Source organism: Enterobacter sp. BIDMC 27, from assembly GCF_000534415.1.
GTDB lineage: Bacteria > Pseudomonadota > Gammaproteobacteria > Enterobacterales > Enterobacteriaceae > Enterobacter > Enterobacter hormaechei_C.
In genome coordinates, this window is the sequence record NZ_KI973178.1 from 4,539,887 (window position 1) to 4,555,696 (window position 15,810).

The following is a 15,810-nucleotide window of genomic DNA, read 5'->3' on the forward strand; positions in this document are numbered from 1 at the left end:
TCACTTGATTACACATATTAGCCCGCTTGGCTCTATGGATATGTTGTCGCAGCTGGAAGTGGACATGCTTAAACGCACCGCCAGTAGCGACCTTTATCAACTGTTTCGTAACTGTTCACTTGCCGTACTGAACTCCGGAAGCCTGACCGACAACAGTAAAGAGCTGCTGTCCCGCTTCGAAAGTTTTGATATCAACGTGCTGCGCCGCGAGCGCGGGGTGAAGCTGGAAGTGATCAACCCGCCGGAAGACGCTTTTGTCGACGGGCGTATTATTCGCTCACTTCAGGCCAACCTGTTTGCCGTGCTGCGCGACATTCTGTTTGTTAACGGACAGATCAGCAACGCCGGACGTTTCCAGCATCTTGACCTGGAAAGTTCCGTTCATATCACCAACCTGGTCTTCTCCATTCTGCGTAACGCCCGCGCCCTGCACGTGGGCGAAGCGCCGAACATGGTCGTCTGCTGGGGTGGTCACTCTATTAACGAAACCGAATACCTGTATGCCCGCCGCGTGGGGACGCAGCTCGGCCTGCGCGAACTGAATATCTGTACCGGTTGCGGTCCTGGCGCGATGGAAGCACCAATGAAAGGCGCGGCAGTAGGTCACGCGCAGCAACGCTATAAAGAAGGCCGTTTTATCGGCATGACCGAGCCGTCGATCATCGCCGCTGAGCCGCCTAACCCGCTGGTTAACGAACTGATTATTATGCCGGATATCGAAAAACGTCTTGAGGCGTTTGTCCGTATCGCGCACGGCATTATTATCTTCCCGGGCGGCGTAGGTACGGCGGAAGAGCTGCTTTATCTGCTCGGGATCCTGATGAACCCGGCCAACAAAGATCAGGTTCTGCCGCTGATCCTGACCGGCCCGAAAGAGAGCGCCGACTACTTCCGCGTGCTGGACGAGTTTATCGTGCATACGCTGGGCGAAGACGCGCGCCGTCACTACCGCATTATTATTGACGATGCCGCAGAAGTGGCCCGTCAGATGAAAAAAGCAATGCCGCTGGTGAAAGAGAATCGTCGTGATACCGGGGATGCCTACAGCTTTAACTGGTCCATCCGTATCGCACCGGATCTTCAGATCCCCTTCGAGCCGTCGCATGAGAACATGGCGAACCTCAAACTCTATCCGGATCAGCCGGTGGAAGTGCTGGCTGCCGACCTGCGTCGCGCCTTCTCTGGCATCGTGGCGGGGAACGTGAAAGAGGTGGGGATACGCGCAATTGAAGAGTTTGGCCCGTATAAGATCCACGGTGATCCGGAGATGATGCGCCGCATGGATGATATGTTGCAGGGCTTTGTCGCTCAGCACCGCATGAAGCTTCCAGGCTCTGCCTATATTCCGTGTTACGAAATCATCAAGTAAAGCGACATTCCTCTCCTCTCAAGCCGGATCGTCATCCGGCTTTTTTATTCGTGTTGCAATTCATAGCGATCTTCAATGTTATTAACAAATCTGACGCCTGCGCAAACGATTACCTCGTTTTTGAAACCGTAAATAATCAGTCTTAATCGAAATTACCCGCCAGAAAATCCTAAAATCCCATTTCTTTACAGCGAAAGACACCTATCTCGCGGGTCGACCTTTTCGAAAACATGTCGTTAATGGTAGCCTTCGCGCCCGTAAATTCTCTTTGATGTTTTTTTAACAGATAAATGGTCTAAAGATACCCACATCACAAGTGGATTATTGCATTTGGGATCGCGATCACTGATAGATTCATAACTAGAATGTATCTTTCCGCCCGCCAATAGTTACGGGCAAAAATTATTAAAAAACCGTCACTGAACGAATTTCATATTACCGTCAGGCGCTTTTTCATCGGATTTGACTAAAAACCTGACAATTTGCTTCCTCCAGGAGATACAGATGGAAACCACTCAAACCAGCACCGTTGCTTCGATTGAATCCCGAAGCGGTTGGCGCAAAACGGATACCATGTGGATGCTTGGCCTGTACGGCACAGCAATCGGCGCTGGTGTACTGTTCCTTCCTATCAACGCAGGTGTCGGCGGTATGATCCCGCTGATCATCATGGCCCTCATCGCCTTCCCGATGACCTTCTTTGCGCACCGAGGCCTGACCCGCTTCGTGCTGTCCGGTAAAAACCCGGGCGAAGACATCACTGAAGTCGTCGAAGAACACTTCGGCGTCGGCGCAGGTAAGCTGATTACCCTGCTCTACTTCTTCGCGATTTACCCGATTCTGCTGGTGTACAGCGTTGCTATCACCAACACCGTAGAAAGCTTTATGATGCACCAGCTTCAGATGACCCCGCCGCCGCGTGCGATTCTGTCCCTGATCCTGATCGTTGGTATGATGACCATCGTGCGCTTCGGCGAGCAGATGATTGTGAAAGCGATGAGCGTGCTGGTGTTCCCGTTTGTTGCGGCTCTGATGGTGCTGGCTCTGTACCTGATCCCACAGTGGAACGGCGCTGCGCTGGAAACCCTGTCTCTGAGCAGCGCATCCACGACCGGCAACGGTCTGCTGCTGACCCTGTGGCTGGCGATCCCGGTTATGGTGTTCTCCTTCAACCACTCGCCAATCATCTCTTCCTTCGCAGTAGCGAAGCGTGAAGAGTACGGCAATGGCGCAGAGAAGAAGTGCTCCAGCATCCTGGCTCGCGCGCACATCATGATGGTACTGACCGTAATGTTCTTCGTGTTCAGCTGCGTGCTGAGCCTCTCCCCGGCGGATCTGGCGGCGGCGAAAGAGCAGAACATCTCTATTCTGTCTTACCTGGCAAACCACTTTAACGCACCGCTGATTGCGTGGATGGCGCCGATCATCGCAATTATAGCCATCACCAAATCCTTCCTGGGCCACTACCTGGGCGCACGTGAAGGCTTCAACGGCATGGTGATTAAATCTCTGCGTGGTAAAGGCAAGACCATTGAAATCAACCGTCTGAACAAAATCACTGCGCTGTTCATGCTGGTGACCACCTGGGCGGTAGCCACCCTGAACCCAAGCATTCTGGGCATGATTGAAACCCTGGGCGGCCCAATTATCGCGATGATCCTGTTCCTGATGCCGATGTACGCGATTCAGAAAGTGCCTGCGATGCGTAAATACAGCGGCCATATCAGCAACGTGTTCGTTGTTGTGATGGGCCTGATTGCCATCTCCGCTATTTTCTACTCGCTGTTCAGCTAATACCTCCTGCGCCGTCTGCGGACGGCGCACTTCTCCCCTCTGACTGAAGCAATGGACGCATCATGATTAGCGTATTCGATATCTTCAAAATCGGTATTGGTCCTTCTAGCTCTCACACCGTCGGACCAATGAAAGCCGGTAAACAATTCACGGATGACTTGATTGCACGCGGCATTTTGCACGACATCACCCGCGTGGTTGTCGATGTATATGGTTCCCTTTCCCTGACCGGTAAAGGCCACCATACCGATATTGCCATTATCATGGGGCTGGCGGGTAATCTGCCGGATACCGTTGATATTGATGCAATACCTGGCTTTATCCAGGACGTGAACACCCACGGTCGTTTGCTGCTGGCGAACGGCGAGCATGAGGTTGAATTCCCGGTTGATCACTGCATGAATTTCCATGCGGATAACCTGTCGCTGCACGAGAATGGCATGCGCATTACCGCGCTGGCCGGCGACAAAGCGGTTTACAGCCAGACGTATTACTCCATCGGCGGCGGGTTTATCGTCGACGAGGACCATTTTGGTCAAAGCACCAATTCTGCCGTTGATGTGCCGTACCCTTACAAAAACGCGGCCGACTTACAGCGTCACTGCCAGGAGACAGGGCTTTCTCTCTCCGGCCTGATGATGAAAAACGAGCTGGCCCTGCACAGCAAAGAGGAGCTGGAACAGCACTTCGCTAACGTCTGGGAAGTGATGCGCAGCGGCATTGAGCGCGGGATCACCACCGAAGGCGTGCTGCCGGGTAAACTGCGTGTTCCGCGTCGTGCGGCTGCGCTGCGCCGCATGCTGGTCAGCACCGACAAAACCACCACCGACCCGATGGCCGTCGTCGACTGGATCAACATGTTCGCGCTGGCGGTGAACGAAGAGAACGCCGCGGGTGGCCGCGTCGTCACCGCGCCAACCAACGGGGCGTGCGGAATTGTTCCGGCGGTTCTGGCGTATTACGACAAGTTTATCCGTGAAGTGAATGCAAACTCACTCGCGCGGTATATGCTGGTCGCCAGTGCGATTGGCTCACTGTACAAGATGAACGCCTCGATTTCCGGCGCGGAAGTGGGCTGTCAGGGTGAAGTGGGCGTCGCCTGCTCTATGGCGGCGGCGGGTCTGGCCGAATTACTGGGCGCAAGTCCTGCGCAGGTTTGTATTGCGGCGGAAATCGGCATGGAACATAACCTGGGGCTGACCTGCGATCCGGTCGGCGGACAGGTCCAGGTGCCATGCATCGAGCGTAACGCCATCGCCTCTGTGAAAGCGGTGAACGCGGCCCGTATGGCGCTGCGTCGTACCAGCGAACCGCGCGTCTGCCTCGACAAGGTTATCGAAACCATGTACGAAACCGGTAAAGATATGAACGCCAAATACCGCGAAACTTCCCGCGGTGGCCTGGCGATGAAGATCGTCACCTGCGATTAAGCCTCTCAGGAAGCCTCGTTTTGCGAGGCTTCTTCCTGTTTTCCCCACCATTCATAGTTTCATGCTGCGCTCAGTGTTACCCTTCACCTATCAGACAGAAGGGAGATTATCTGTGGCCGTTCATTTGCTTATCGTCGATGCACTTAACCTGATTCGCCGTATTCATGCGGTACAGGGCACCCCCTGCAAGGACACCTGTTTACACGCGCTGGAGCAGCTCATTCGCCATAGCGAACCCACCCACGCTGTTGCCGTATTCGACGATGAAGCACGCAATACCGGCTGGCGGCACCAGCGCCTGCCGGACTACAAAGCCGGACGTGCGCCGATGCCGGACGATCTGCACGCAGAAATGCCCGCTATCCGCGCGGCCTTTGAGCAGCGCGGCGTTCCGCGCTGGGGCGCCCACGGTAATGAGGCTGACGATTTAGCCGCAACGCTGGCGGTTAAAGTCGCGAGCGCCGGGCATCAGGCGACTATCGTTTCAACCGACAAAGGCTACTGCCAGCTGCTCTCTCCAACGATCCGCATCCGGGACTACTTTCAAAAACGCTGGCTGGACGCGCCATTCATTGCCAGCGAGTTTGGCGTATCGCCTGAGCAACTGCCGGATTACTGGGGGCTGGCGGGGATCAACAGCTCTAAAGTGCCGGGTGTCGCCGGTATTGGACCCAAAAGCGCCGCACAGCTGCTGACGGAGTTTCAGAGTCTGGAAGGAATTTACGCCAGGCTTGATGAAGTGCCGGAAAAATGGCGCAAAAAGCTGGAGGCGCATAAAGAGATGGCGTTTATCTGCCGGGAGGTGGCGACGCTACAGACGGATTTACAGCTGGACGGGAATTTACAGCAGTTAAGGTTAGAACGTTAAAACAACTACACGATTTTGTAGGCCCGGTAAGCGCAGCGCCACCGGGCGTTACAAACGTTATCGCTCGTCGCGACGCCCACCCACTGCCGCCCACCAGCGACGGATATGGACCGTCACTTCTTCGCGGTCGTGATAAAGCTGACGCGCCTGGATTTCCGCGTTAATCCCGTGTTCGTCCAGCTGCTGCTGAATATAGGCCAGGTTCTGCGACACCTCTTCGTAGCGCTTTTTCATCGGCAGCTTGAGGTTGAAAATCGTCTCACGACACCAGCCGTTCACCAGCCAGGAGGCCATCAGCGCCGCGACTTTCGCCGGTTTTTCTACCATGTCGCACACCATCCAGGAGATGTTGTTGCGGTTCGGGCGATAGCGGAAGCCGTCCTCACGCAGCCAGGTGACCTGCCCGGTATCCATCAGGCTTTGCGCCATCGGGCCGTTATCCACAGACGAAACCCACATATTGCGTTTCACCAGCTGATAGGTCCAGCCGCCCGGGCACGCGCCAAGGTCGACGGCATACATGCCGTTTGCCAGACGTTCGTCCCACTCGTCCGCCGGGATAAAGACGTGAAACGCCTCTTCCAGCTTCAGGGTTGAACGGCTCGGCGCATCTGCCGGGAAGCGCAGACGCGGGATCCCCATAAAGAACGGCGAATTATTGGTGGTATACGAGTAGCCGGCGTAGCAACATCCTGGCGCAATAAAGAAGATATGCACGACCGGGCGCTTTGGCGTTTCGTAGTTTGTCAGCACACCCGCATCACGCAGCGCCGCGCGCAGCGGCACGGTGAACTTACGGCAGAACTTCATCAGCTCTTTGCTTTCGTTGGTGTCGGCCACTTCCACGCGCAAATCGCCGCCCTTCTCCACCACACCCTGCAACAGGCCAACAATCGGCGTGATGCGATCTTCCGGCGGAAGATCTTTCAGCAGTTCGCCCGCGACAAACATCTGACGGGCGAAAATCAATGAGCTGAACGGCAGTTCGCGCGCCAGCTTGTCGGCATCATCAGGCTGATAGCATTCAAATACCACATAGCCCGCGTTCTCTTTGACGCGAGCGAATCCAAAGACTTCACGCTTCGCCGCTTTATCGGTGATTTCCGCGGCGCACTCTTTCTCAAACCCCGGGCGACAATATAAAACAACCTTATTCATGAACAACGCCCTTGCGTTTCAGACGGATAGCTCCGATAAACATTAACACCCAACCCGCCAGGAAGCTGACGCCGCCGACAGGTGTAACAAACGCCCACAGGCGTAAATGCGACAGCGCCAGACAGTAAAGACTGCCGCTGAACAGTACGGTACCCAGCGCCAGAAAGACGCTGCTCCAGTAAAACCAGATGCTGATGCGGCGCTGCATCGCCACCGCCAGCCCAAAAATTGCCAGCGTGTGGAACGCCTGATATTCAAGGCCGGTCTGGATCCAACCCATCTCCACAACGCCCAGAGATTTGCTTAAGACATGCGCGCCAAACGCGCCCAGAGCTACAAAAATAAAGCCACTCACCGCGGCGAAAATCAGCATGAATCGGCTGGTCATGTTTAAGTCCTGAATTGATGCGTGCCCGGCACACAAACGTTATTGTTCATACCTGAAGCGGAATTTTTCTTGCTCGCTTGCCGCTTTCGCCAGTATCCACTGCCGGAAAGCGGCTATTTTACCCAGTTCTGCCTGACTGTCATGACAAACCAGATAAAATGCATTCTTGCTGACCAGTACATCGTTAAATGGGCAAACCAGACGGCCTGCCTCAATTTCGGACTGCGCCATAACGTTGTTTGCCAACGCCACGCCCTGCCCGTGAATGGCAGCCTGTAGCACCATCGCGCTGTGGCTAAAAATGGGCCCCTGCTGCACGTTTATATGATTAAGACCTAACTGGCGGGTATAAGTTTGCCAGTCGCGACGCGAAGCATCGTGCAAAAGCGTATGTTGCGCCAGATCGGCGGGCGTTTTGAGCGCTTTATCCCCCGTCAGCAGCAGCGGTGAACAGACCGGCAACAGATATTCTGCGTATAATTTTTCCACACGCAAGCCCGGCCAGTTACCGCGACCGTAAAAAATCGCCACGTCCACATCATCTGCCAGCTTGTCTTCCTGACGGTCCACCGCCTGGATTCGGACATCGATTCCCGGATAAGTTGAGTTAAAGCTTGAGAGTCGCGGCACCAGCCACTGAATGGCAAAACTGGGCAATAAACTCACAGTCAGAGCGCCTTTTGCGCTCCGGGCCTGAAGCTTGCGAGTGGCTTCCGTCAGCTGGGAAAAAATCTCTTTAATATCCTGAAAATAGCTCTGCCCCTCTTCGGTCAACAGCAACGAACGGTTGCGTCGACGGAACAGCTTAAGCCCCAGAAAATCCTCCAGAGACTTGATTTGATGACTTACTGCGGCCTGTGTCACAAAAAGCTCATCGGCTGCGCGGGTGAAGCTGAGGTGGCGTGCTGCTGCATCAAAAACACGTAATGCATTTAGGGGTGGCAATCGCTTGGACATGGTTATCTGGCTTAGATGTTAACGAGATTTAACATATAGGAAACAACGTTTAACCTATTAGTTTTTTTTATCTGAGCCATTATAATTTGTCCGTTGAGGAACTACCAGCAAATACCTATAGTGGCGGCACTTCCTGAGCCGGAACGAAAAGCTTTTTTTGGAATGCGTGTTCTGAAGGGCTTTTGGCTTACGGTTGTGATGTTGTGTTGTTGTGTTTGCAATTGGTCTGCGATTCAGACCACGGTAGCAACGCTACCAATTTTTCACTTCCTGTACATTTACCCTGTCTGTCCATAGTGATTAATGTAGCACCGCCAACTTGCGGTGCTTTTTTTTCGCTTATCTAACTGTTAATGCTCGATTTCCTTCATCTCTTTCACGTCACTGCGGTTGATCTGCTGTTTGTTCCCGTTAGCATCTTTGTAAGAAATCATCCCGGTATCATTATCGGTTGTCGGTTTCCCTTCAGAGACGATAGATCGACCATCGTTGGTATGCATTACGTAGTTATTACCAGAACAGGCGCTCAGGGCAAAGGTCAACGCACAGGCAGAAATGATTGCAGCTGTCTTTTTCATGATTATCTCCTTTAGCAATTAATGCTATTCAAACCTCGATTTATAACAGGCTAAAACATCCGCCTAACACTATTTAGCATAACCTGCTTTTTCAGACTCGCCAGGATAAGCAGACAAATCTGATAGATATCAACTTCCTTGCCCTGCCGATGAATTTGCGCGACGATCGTAGAATCGATATGAGGAATTCCATGAACGCTTTCAGTCCTGCGCAGTTTCGCGCACAGTTTCCTGCGCTGGCCGATGCCGGCATTTATCTTGATAGCGCCGCCACGGCCCTTAAACCGCAGGCGGTGATTGAGGCAACCCGCCAGTTTTACAGCCTGAGCGCCGGGAACGTGCACCGCAGCCAGTATGCCGACGCGCAGCGCTTAACGGCGCAATACGAAGCCGCACGGGATCAGGTCGCGCGCCTGATCAATGCTGACAGCGGTAAGAACATCGTCTGGACGCGGGGCACCACAGAGGCCATTAACATGGTGGCGCAATGTTACGCGCGTCCGCTGTTGCAGCCCGGGGATGAGATCATCGTCAGCGAGGCGGAACACCACGCCAACCTGGTACCCTGGCTGATGGTGGCCGAACAAACCGGGGCACGGGTTGTAAAGCTCCCGTTGGGTGCGGACTTCCTGCCTGACGTGGCGCGTCTGCCTGAGCTGATTACTCCGCGCAGCCGTATTCTGGCGCTGGGGCAGATGTCCAACGTCACCGGCGGCTGCCCGGATCTGGCGCGTGCCATTGAGATTGCCCATGCCAGCGGCGTGGTGGTGATGGTCGACGGTGCGCAGGGTGTGGTGCATTTTCCGGCTGACGTTCAGGCGCTGGATATCGACTTCTATGCCTTCTCAGGACACAAATTGTACGGGCCAACCGGTATCGGCGCGCTGTACGGCAAAGCTGAACTGCTGGCCCGGATGACGCCGTGGCTCGGCGGCGGCAAGATGATTACCGAAGTCACCTTCGACGGTTTTAAAACGCAGGATGTACCCTACCGCCTGGAAGCCGGTACCCCAAACGTGGCCGGGGTTATCGGTCTGAGCGCAGCGCTCGAATGGCTGGCAGAAACGGACGTGGTTCAGGCTGAAAGCTGGAGCCGGGGTCTGGCGACGCTGGCGGAAGAAGAACTGAAAAAACGTCCGGGTTTTCGTTCGTTCCGCGTCCAGGACTCCAGCCTGCTCGCCTTTGATTTCGCGGGCGTGCACCATAGCGACATGGTGACGTTGCTTGCCGGATACGGCATTGCCCTGCGTGCCGGACAGCACTGCGCCCAGCCGCTGCTGGCGGCCATTGGCGTGAGCGGTACCCTGCGCGCCTCGTTTGCACCGTACAATACAAAAAGCGACGTCGATGCGCTGGTTTCCGCCGTCGACCGCGCCCTGGAATTACTGGTGGATTAATGACAAGTTCAGCTTTAGCCGGGCACCCGTTCGGCACCGTTATTACTGAAGAGACGTTAAAACAGACCTTCGTCCCGCTCACGCAGTGGGAAGATAAATATCGTCAGCTGATCCTGCTGGGTAAACAGTTGCCCACGCTGTCAGACGAGCTGAAATCACAGGCGAAGGAGATCGCAGGCTGCGAGAACCGCGTCTGGCTTGGGTTTAGCGTATCCGGAGAGAAACTGCATTTCTTCGGCGACAGCGAGGGACGCATTGTTCGCGGTCTGCTGGCGGTGCTGTTGACCGCAATCGAAGGGAAAAGCGCCGCAGAGCTGCTGGCGCATTCTCCGCTGGCGCTGTTTGATGAGCTGGGACTTCGCGCGCAGCTTAGCGCCTCGCGCGGTCAGGGACTGATTGCGCTAAACGACGCGGTACTGGATGCCGCCCATCAGGCTCAGGCCTGACGTTCCGCCTTCGCCATCATCTTCTTCAGGGCGTGAGAGACCGCCACAAAGCCGAAGGAGGCGGTCACCATGGTGGCCGCTCCAAACCCTGAGGCACAATCCATCCGCTTTGGCCCTTCCGCCGTGCTTTTCATTGCACAGACCGAACCATCCGCCTGCGGATAAACCAGCGCTTCTGTCGAGAACACACAGTCCACGCCCAGCTTGCCTTTGCTATTTTTCACCACGTTGAAGTCGCTTTTTAAGCGCTCGCGTAGCTTAGCGGCCAGCGGATCCTGAATGGTCTTCGCCAGATCCGCCACCTGGATCTGCGTCGGATCAATTTGTCCACCCGCGCCGCCCGTTGTCACCAGCGGCACCTTGTAACGACGACAGTAAGCGATCAGCGCCGCTTTTGGCCGCACGCTGTCGATGGCATCAATCACATAGCTGTAGCCTTTGCTCATGTACTCCGCGACGTTATCTGCCGTCACAAAGTCGTCGATCACCGTCACACTACACTCCGGGTTGATGAGACGAATACGCTCCGCCATCACCTCGGACTTCGCCAGACCGACGTTATCACGCAGGGCGTGGATCTGACGGTTAGTGTTAGTGACGCAGACGTCATCCATATCAATCAACGTAATTGCGCCAATGCCGGTTCTCGCCAGCGCTTCTGCCGCCCACGAACCCACACCACCAATGCCCACCACGCAGACATGCGCATCCGCGAACAGTTGCAGGGCTTTTTCACCATATAACCGTGCCGTGCCGCCGAAACGCTGGCGCCAGGCATCGCTGATTACCACAGACATAAAACCTCAGATGTAAAAAGGGTGAGGTATTCCTCACCCTGAACCGTAATCCGTCTTGCCCTCAGAATACCACAATCAGCCGCTGAATACGTTTCCGGTACCCGGCGCTGCCTTCAGCACCCACACGCGTCCGTAGTGGTTATACCAGCCTGCACGATGGCCGGCATCCGGGCCGATGCCCTGATAAATGTCGAAGTGCTGGCCTTTGATCGCCCCACCCACGTCCAGCGCCACCATCAGGCGTAATTCATACTTGCCGTTGAATTTGCCGTTGTTGTCGAGGAGTGGAACTTCCGCCAGCAGCGTAGTACCTGCCGGGATAATCGAACGATCCGATGCCACAGAAGCGCGGCCAATCAGCGGGACGGCGCTCGCCCCTTTCACCGGCGCAAAGTTCTGCGGTTTGAAGAAGACAAACGATGGGTTCTGCTCAAGCAGCTCACGCACTTCCGCTTCGCTGTGTTTTTCACCCCACTCGCGGATCGCCTGCATCGACATGTCTTCTCGTTTCACTTCGCCACGGTCGATGAGCACCTTACCGATGCTGCGATAGGCATGGCCGTTTTTCCCGGCGTAGCTAAAGAAGTTCAGCGGTGAGCCGTCGCCAAAATCAATATAGCCGCTGCCCTGCACGTCCATAATGAAGTTGTCCATCAGGGAGTTGCTGTAGGCCAGCACGTAATTTTCGCTCAGCGCGCCAGCGTAGATCTCGGCGCGGGACGGCAGACGACCGCGTTTCGGCGGCATACGGTAAATGGGATACTGGAACTCGCCCTGGCGTGTGTGTCGCGCCTGGACAACCGGGGTGTAGTAACCGGTGAACTGGACGTTACCGTAGTTATCCGCCCCCTCCATCTGCCAGGCATCGATACCAAACTGGCGCATATTGCGCGTATCACCGCCTGCACGCAGCCAGTCCTGGACGGCGCTATAGACGTTGTTCTGCGAACCGTATAAACGCGGAGAAGCAGTGCGGATCTGGTAGACCTGCTCGGAGAAGTCTCCGGCATTGATCGGAGCGCCCACGGCGTCTGGCTGGTTAACTAAAGAGAAAGGCTGGGATAACTTCCCGTCTTTATACTGTTGACCGCGATCGGTCGGTTTGGAAGAGCAGGCCGCAAGAATCGCCACCATTGCGCCTGTCATCAGATACTTCGCCCAACGTCCTTTCATTATATCTCGTCTTTTAGTTGCCCAATTCCGCGAGATGAAGATAACAAACCCACCGTGTTAATGAAATGCAATCGCCTTCCCTTTGGCAAATTCTGCACAAAAAATAGTCCAAAGTGGCTTTTGCCGTTCATTTTGCATACAAAATAATGAATTATGTGAAAAAGGGGTTGCATCACAAACCTATCCGAGTATAGTGCGCTTCCACGGACGCGGGGTGGAGCAGCCTGGTAGCTCGTCGGGCTCATAACCCGAAGGTCGTCGGTTCAAATCCGGCCCCCGCAACCAATTAAAATTTGATGAAGTATCTTCTACGACTGTAGAAAGACGGACGCGGGGTGGAGCAGCCTGGTAGCTCGTCGGGCTCATAACCCGAAGGTCGTCGGTTCAAATCCGGCCCCCGCAACCAATCAAATTTGAAGAAGTAAGTTTCTACAAGTGTAGAAAGACGGACGCGGGGTGGAGCAGCCTGGTAGCTCGTCGGGCTCATAACCCGAAGGTCGTCGGTTCAAATCCGGCCCCCGCAACCAACACTTCTTAAAACAATAAACACCCTGAAGGGTGTTTTTTTGTATCTGGCGTTTGTGAAAATGCCGGGCGTGATACCCGGCTTAATGCCCTACCCCCGCCGCGCCAGCGTTTCCCCGTCTGAGAAGTAGGCCCGGATCCCCGCCAGAATCGACTCCGCCACTTCCTGCTGGAATTTAGCCGTCTTGAGCTTACGTTCCTCTTCCACGTTACTGATAAACGCGGTTTCGACCAGAATGGATGGAATATCTGGCGCTTTCAGTACCGCAAATCCGGCCTGCTCGACGCTGTTTTTGTGCAGCTTGTTGACCCGGCCCAGCTTGCCCAGCACCGCTTTACCAAACTTCAGGCTGTCGGTAATGGTCAGCGACTGCACCATATCAAACATCGTATGGTCGACGTAACGGTCGCCACTTTTGCTCACGCCACCAATTAAATCCGAGGCGTTCTGCGTGTCCGCCAGGTATCTCGCGGCGGTACTGGTCGCCCCTTTCGTTGACAGGGCAAACACTGAAGATCCACTCGGCTGGCGGCTGGTGAAGGCATCCGCGTGAATAGAGACAAACAGATCCGCGCGCTGCTTTTGCGCTTTTGCCACGCGGACCTTCAGCGGGATAAAGACATCTTCGTTGCGCGTCATGTAGGCGCGCATATTGCCCTCTTTGTCGATCAACGCCTTCAGACGACGGGCAATTTGCAGCACCACATCTTTTTCGCGGGTGCGATATTTCCCGACGGCGCCGGAATCTTCTCCGCCGTGGCCAGGATCGAGCATGATCACAATCGGGCGATCGCGCCCCGCCTTACCCGGCTGTGGGCCACTTTGCGCTGGCGGAACCTGGCTGTCGAGATCGCCTTTGTTGTAATCCTCAAGTAATGCCAGGAGCGGATCCTGAATATCCGTCGCATTCGCCGGATAGAGATCCATCACCAGACGCTCCTTAAAGGCGGCTACAGGCGCAAGGGCAAAGAGCTGAGGTTTCACGTTCTGCTTCAGCTCAAACACCATGCGCACGGTTTGCGGATCGAACTGCCCGACGCGCGCCGATTTAATAAACGGATCGTCGCCACGGATCTGAGCTGCCATGCCTTTAAGCACGGAGTTGAGATTCACACCTTCGAGATCAACCACCACACGTTCAGGATTGCTGAGGGCAAATTGCTTGTATTTCAGCACGCGATTGGACTCGACCGTCACGCGCGTATAGGTCGACGACGGCCAGACGCGCACCGCGACTACCTGGCTTGTGGCGGCAAGACCCACCTGGCTGACGCTAAGCAACCACATCGCCCCGGCCCCTTTTAACAGGCGGCGGCGGCTTATTGCTGAATTGGATCCCGACATGCTTCTCCCGAGCAAGAAATCTGATTAATGAACAAAACGCCCAAATTGACCGAAAACTTTAACGAATGACGCATAAACTGTCATCTATAAAAGGGTAAACAATCATACGTTAACGCACGGATTACTTATTATTTTCTGTGGGTCGCAGAAAATTTAGGCTTGCACACGCGGCCACAATCGAATAAAAATACAGAAATTACGAATAAACATTCACTAAGGGTTGTGTCATGGTTAAGGAACGCAGAACCGAACTGGTCCAGGGATTCCGCCATTCTGTTCCCTATATCAACACCCATCGGGGAAAAACGTTTGTCATCATGCTTGGCGGCGAAGCCATTGAGCATGAAAACTTTTCCAGCATCGTCAATGATATCGGCCTGCTGCACAGCCTCGGCATCCGTCTGGTGGTGGTGTATGGCGCACGTCCGCAAATCGAAGCCAACCTGGCCGCCCATCACCATGAGCCGATCTACCACAAACACACGCGCGTGACGGATGCGAAAACCCTCGAGCTGGTCAAACAGGCGGCGGGTCTGTTGCAGCTCGATATCACCGCCCGCCTGTCGATGAGCCTGAATAATACGCCGTTGCAGGGCGCGCACATCAACGTGGTGAGCGGCAACTTTATCATCGCTCAGCCGCTCGGCGTGGACGATGGCGTGGATTACTGCCACAGCGGCCGCATCCGCCGTATTGATGAAGAAGCCATTCACCGCCAGTTAGATAATGGCGCGATCGTCCTGATGGGACCCGTTGCCGTCTCCGTAACGGGTGAAAGTTTTAATCTGACCTCAGAAGAGATTGCCACCCAGCTGGCCATCAAGCTGAAAGCGGAAAAAATGATCGGCTTTTGCTCCTCACAGGGTGTTGTGAACGATGAGGGCGTGATTGTGCCAGAACTTTTTCCGAATGAAGCCCAGGCGCGCGTCGAAGCGCTGGAAGCAGAAGGCGATTACTATTCCGGTACCGTGCGTTTTCTGCGCGGCGCCGTTAAAGCGTGCCGTAGCGGGGTGCGCCGCAGCCACCTGATCAGCTATCAGGAAGACGGCGCGCTGTTGCAGGAGCTGTTCTCCCGTGACGGGATCGGTACGCAGATCGTCATGGAGAGCGCCGAGCAGATCCGCCGTGCCACCATCAACGATATCGGCGGCATTCTGGAGCTGATCCGTCCGCTGGAACAACAGGGCATTCTGGTTCGCCGATCCCGTGAGCAGCTGGAGATGGAGATCGACAAGTTCACCATCATTCAGCGGGATAACCTGACCATTGCCTGTGCGGCGCTTTATCCGTTCCCGGAAGAGCAGATTGGCGAAATGGCGTGCGTCGCCGTGCATCCTGATTACCGTAGCTCCTCACGGGGGGAGCTGCTGCTTGAACGCGTGGCGGCACAGGCGCGCCAGATGGGTCTGAGCAAGCTGTTCGTGCTTACCACGCGCAGCATTCACTGGTTCCAGGAGCGCGGCTTCACGCCGGTGGATATTGATTCCCTGCCGGAAAGTAAGAAAGAGATGTACAACTACCAGCGCCGCTCGAAGGTGTTAATGGCGGACCTGGGATAACAGTCACCCTCTCCTGCTGGAGAGGG

At 55.1% G+C, this 15,810-nt stretch carries 14 protein-coding genes and 3 tRNA genes; 10 read left to right on the plus strand and 7 right to left on the minus strand.

The annotated features are described in order from the left end of the window. The first annotated feature begins 4 nt into the window (after window positions 1–4). From ppnN to xni, 4 genes are all read left to right on the plus strand, one after another. On the plus strand, window positions 5–1,369 hold the full coding sequence (ppnN, locus tag L463_RS01480) for a nucleotide 5'-monophosphate nucleosidase PpnN (RefSeq protein ID WP_003862748.1): 1,365 nt from the start codon (window positions 5–7) through the stop codon (window positions 1,367–1,369). Window positions 1,370–1,873: 504 nt separating this feature from the next. Beyond that, window positions 1,874–3,163, plus strand: coding sequence for an HAAAP family serine/threonine permease (locus L463_RS01475; RefSeq protein ID WP_003862749.1), 1,290 nt, complete (start codon window positions 1,874–1,876; stop codon window positions 3,161–3,163). Between the two features lie 62 nt (window positions 3,164–3,225). Continuing rightward, complete coding sequence (locus L463_RS01470) at window positions 3,226–4,593, plus strand: L-serine ammonia-lyase (RefSeq protein WP_015571736.1); 1,368 nt, start codon at window positions 3,226–3,228, stop codon at window positions 4,591–4,593. A 112-nt stretch (window positions 4,594–4,705) separates the two neighbouring features. Further along, on the plus strand, window positions 4,706–5,461 hold the full coding sequence (xni, locus tag L463_RS01465; RefSeq protein WP_032673312.1) for a flap endonuclease Xni: 756 nt from the start codon (window positions 4,706–4,708) through the stop codon (window positions 5,459–5,461). 57 nt (window positions 5,462–5,518) lie between these two features. On the opposite strand, the gene rlmM is transcribed toward xni, so the two are convergent. The 4 genes from rlmM to L463_RS01445 all read right to left on the minus strand — a co-directional run bounded on the left by rlmM (window position 5,519) and on the right by L463_RS01445 (window position 8,542). Next, window positions 5,519–6,619 (minus strand): 23S rRNA (cytidine(2498)-2'-O)-methyltransferase RlmM, encoded by a 1,101-nt coding sequence (gene rlmM / locus L463_RS01460; RefSeq protein ID WP_003862754.1) that lies wholly within the window; start codon window positions 6,617–6,619, stop codon window positions 5,519–5,521. Next, entirely contained in the window at window positions 6,612–7,007 is a 396-nt protein-coding gene (locus L463_RS01455) for a DUF423 domain-containing protein (RefSeq protein ID WP_003862756.1), read from the minus strand. Before L463_RS01455 ends, rlmM begins: the two co-directional genes overlap by 8 nt. Before the next feature lie 39 nt (window positions 7,008–7,046). After that, a complete protein-coding gene (gcvA, locus tag L463_RS01450; RefSeq protein ID WP_003862758.1) occupies window positions 7,047–7,964 on the minus strand; it encodes a glycine cleavage system transcriptional regulator GcvA in 918 nt (305 codons plus the stop codon). 350 nt (window positions 7,965–8,314) lie between these two features. Then, complete coding sequence (locus tag L463_RS01445; RefSeq protein WP_015571738.1) at window positions 8,315–8,542, minus strand: YgdI/YgdR family lipoprotein; 228 nt, start codon at window positions 8,540–8,542, stop codon at window positions 8,315–8,317. 191 nt (window positions 8,543–8,733) lie between these two features. Here L463_RS01445 and csdA point away from each other — a divergent pair, with 191 nt between their 5' ends. Together csdA and csdE are read left to right on the plus strand one after the other, a co-directional pair. Beyond that, window positions 8,734–9,939, plus strand: coding sequence for a cysteine desulfurase CsdA (gene csdA / locus L463_RS01440; RefSeq protein WP_023295350.1), 1,206 nt, complete (start codon window positions 8,734–8,736; stop codon window positions 9,937–9,939). Further along, window positions 9,939–10,385, plus strand: a complete 447-nt coding sequence (gene csdE, locus L463_RS01435; RefSeq protein WP_015571740.1) for a cysteine desulfurase sulfur acceptor subunit CsdE — start codon at window positions 9,939–9,941, stop codon at window positions 10,383–10,385. Before csdA ends, csdE begins: the two co-directional genes overlap by 1 nt. Here csdE and tcdA read toward each other — a convergent pair. Further along, a complete protein-coding gene (gene tcdA, locus L463_RS01430) occupies window positions 10,376–11,182 on the minus strand; it encodes a tRNA cyclic N6-threonylcarbamoyladenosine(37) synthase TcdA (protein WP_015571741.1) in 807 nt (268 codons plus the stop codon). The two genes, csdE and tcdA, sit on opposite strands and share 10 nt — an antisense overlap. A gap of 75 nt (window positions 11,183–11,257) precedes the next feature. After that, a complete protein-coding gene (gene mltA, locus L463_RS01425) occupies window positions 11,258–12,355 on the minus strand; it encodes a murein transglycosylase A (protein WP_015571742.1) in 1,098 nt (365 codons plus the stop codon). Window positions 12,356–12,563: 208 nt separating this feature from the next. Here mltA and L463_RS01420 point away from each other — a divergent pair. From L463_RS01420 to L463_RS01410, 3 genes are all read left to right on the plus strand, one after another. Further along, a tRNA-Met gene (locus L463_RS01420) sits at window positions 12,564–12,640 on the plus strand. 44 nt (window positions 12,641–12,684) lie between these two features. Further along, window positions 12,685–12,761: transfer RNA gene (locus L463_RS01415), tRNA-Met, on the plus strand. 44 nt (window positions 12,762–12,805) lie between these two features. After that, window positions 12,806–12,882, plus strand: a tRNA-Met gene (locus L463_RS01410). An 89-nt stretch (window positions 12,883–12,971) separates the two neighbouring features. On the opposite strand, the gene amiC is transcribed toward L463_RS01410, so the two are convergent. Then, on the minus strand, window positions 12,972–14,225 hold the full coding sequence (gene amiC / locus L463_RS01405) for an N-acetylmuramoyl-L-alanine amidase AmiC (RefSeq protein WP_017382840.1): 1,254 nt from the start codon (window positions 14,223–14,225) through the stop codon (window positions 12,972–12,974). Between the two features lie 227 nt (window positions 14,226–14,452). Here amiC and argA point away from each other — a divergent pair, with 227 nt between their 5' ends. Then, complete coding sequence (gene argA / locus L463_RS01400; RefSeq protein ID WP_015571744.1) at window positions 14,453–15,784, plus strand: amino-acid N-acetyltransferase; 1,332 nt, start codon at window positions 14,453–14,455, stop codon at window positions 15,782–15,784. The last annotated feature ends 26 nt before the right edge of the window (window positions 15,785–15,810 follow it).

Bases quoted from the DNA above. Each gene is read 5' to 3' on its own strand.
- mltA (WP_015571742.1), bottom strand. From the start codon at position 12,355: ATGAAAGGACGTTGGGCGAAGTATCTGATGACAGGCGCAATGGTGGCG.
- csdA (WP_023295350.1), top strand. From the start codon at position 8,734: ATGAACGCTTTCAGTCCTGCGCAGTTTCGCGCACAGTTTCCTGCGCTG.
- amiC (WP_017382840.1), bottom strand. From the start codon at position 14,225: ATGTCGGGATCCAATTCAGCAATAAGCCGCCGCCGCCTGTTAAAAGGG.
- argA (WP_015571744.1), top strand. From the start codon at position 14,453: ATGGTTAAGGAACGCAGAACCGAACTGGTCCAGGGATTCCGCCATTCT.
- L463_RS01475 (WP_003862749.1), top strand. From the start codon at position 1,874: ATGGAAACCACTCAAACCAGCACCGTTGCTTCGATTGAATCCCGAAGC.
- csdE (WP_015571740.1), top strand. From the start codon at position 9,939: ATGACAAGTTCAGCTTTAGCCGGGCACCCGTTCGGCACCGTTATTACT.
- L463_RS01455 (WP_003862756.1), bottom strand. From the start codon at position 7,007: ATGACCAGCCGATTCATGCTGATTTTCGCCGCGGTGAGTGGCTTTATT.
- rlmM (WP_003862754.1), bottom strand. From the start codon at position 6,619: ATGAATAAGGTTGTTTTATATTGTCGCCCGGGGTTTGAGAAAGAGTGC.
- L463_RS01470 (WP_015571736.1), top strand. From the start codon at position 3,226: ATGATTAGCGTATTCGATATCTTCAAAATCGGTATTGGTCCTTCTAGC.
- tcdA (WP_015571741.1), bottom strand. From the start codon at position 11,182: ATGTCTGTGGTAATCAGCGATGCCTGGCGCCAGCGTTTCGGCGGCACG.
- gcvA (WP_003862758.1), bottom strand. From the start codon at position 7,964: ATGTCCAAGCGATTGCCACCCCTAAATGCATTACGTGTTTTTGATGCA.
- L463_RS01445 (WP_015571738.1), bottom strand. From the start codon at position 8,542: ATGAAAAAGACAGCTGCAATCATTTCTGCCTGTGCGTTGACCTTTGCC.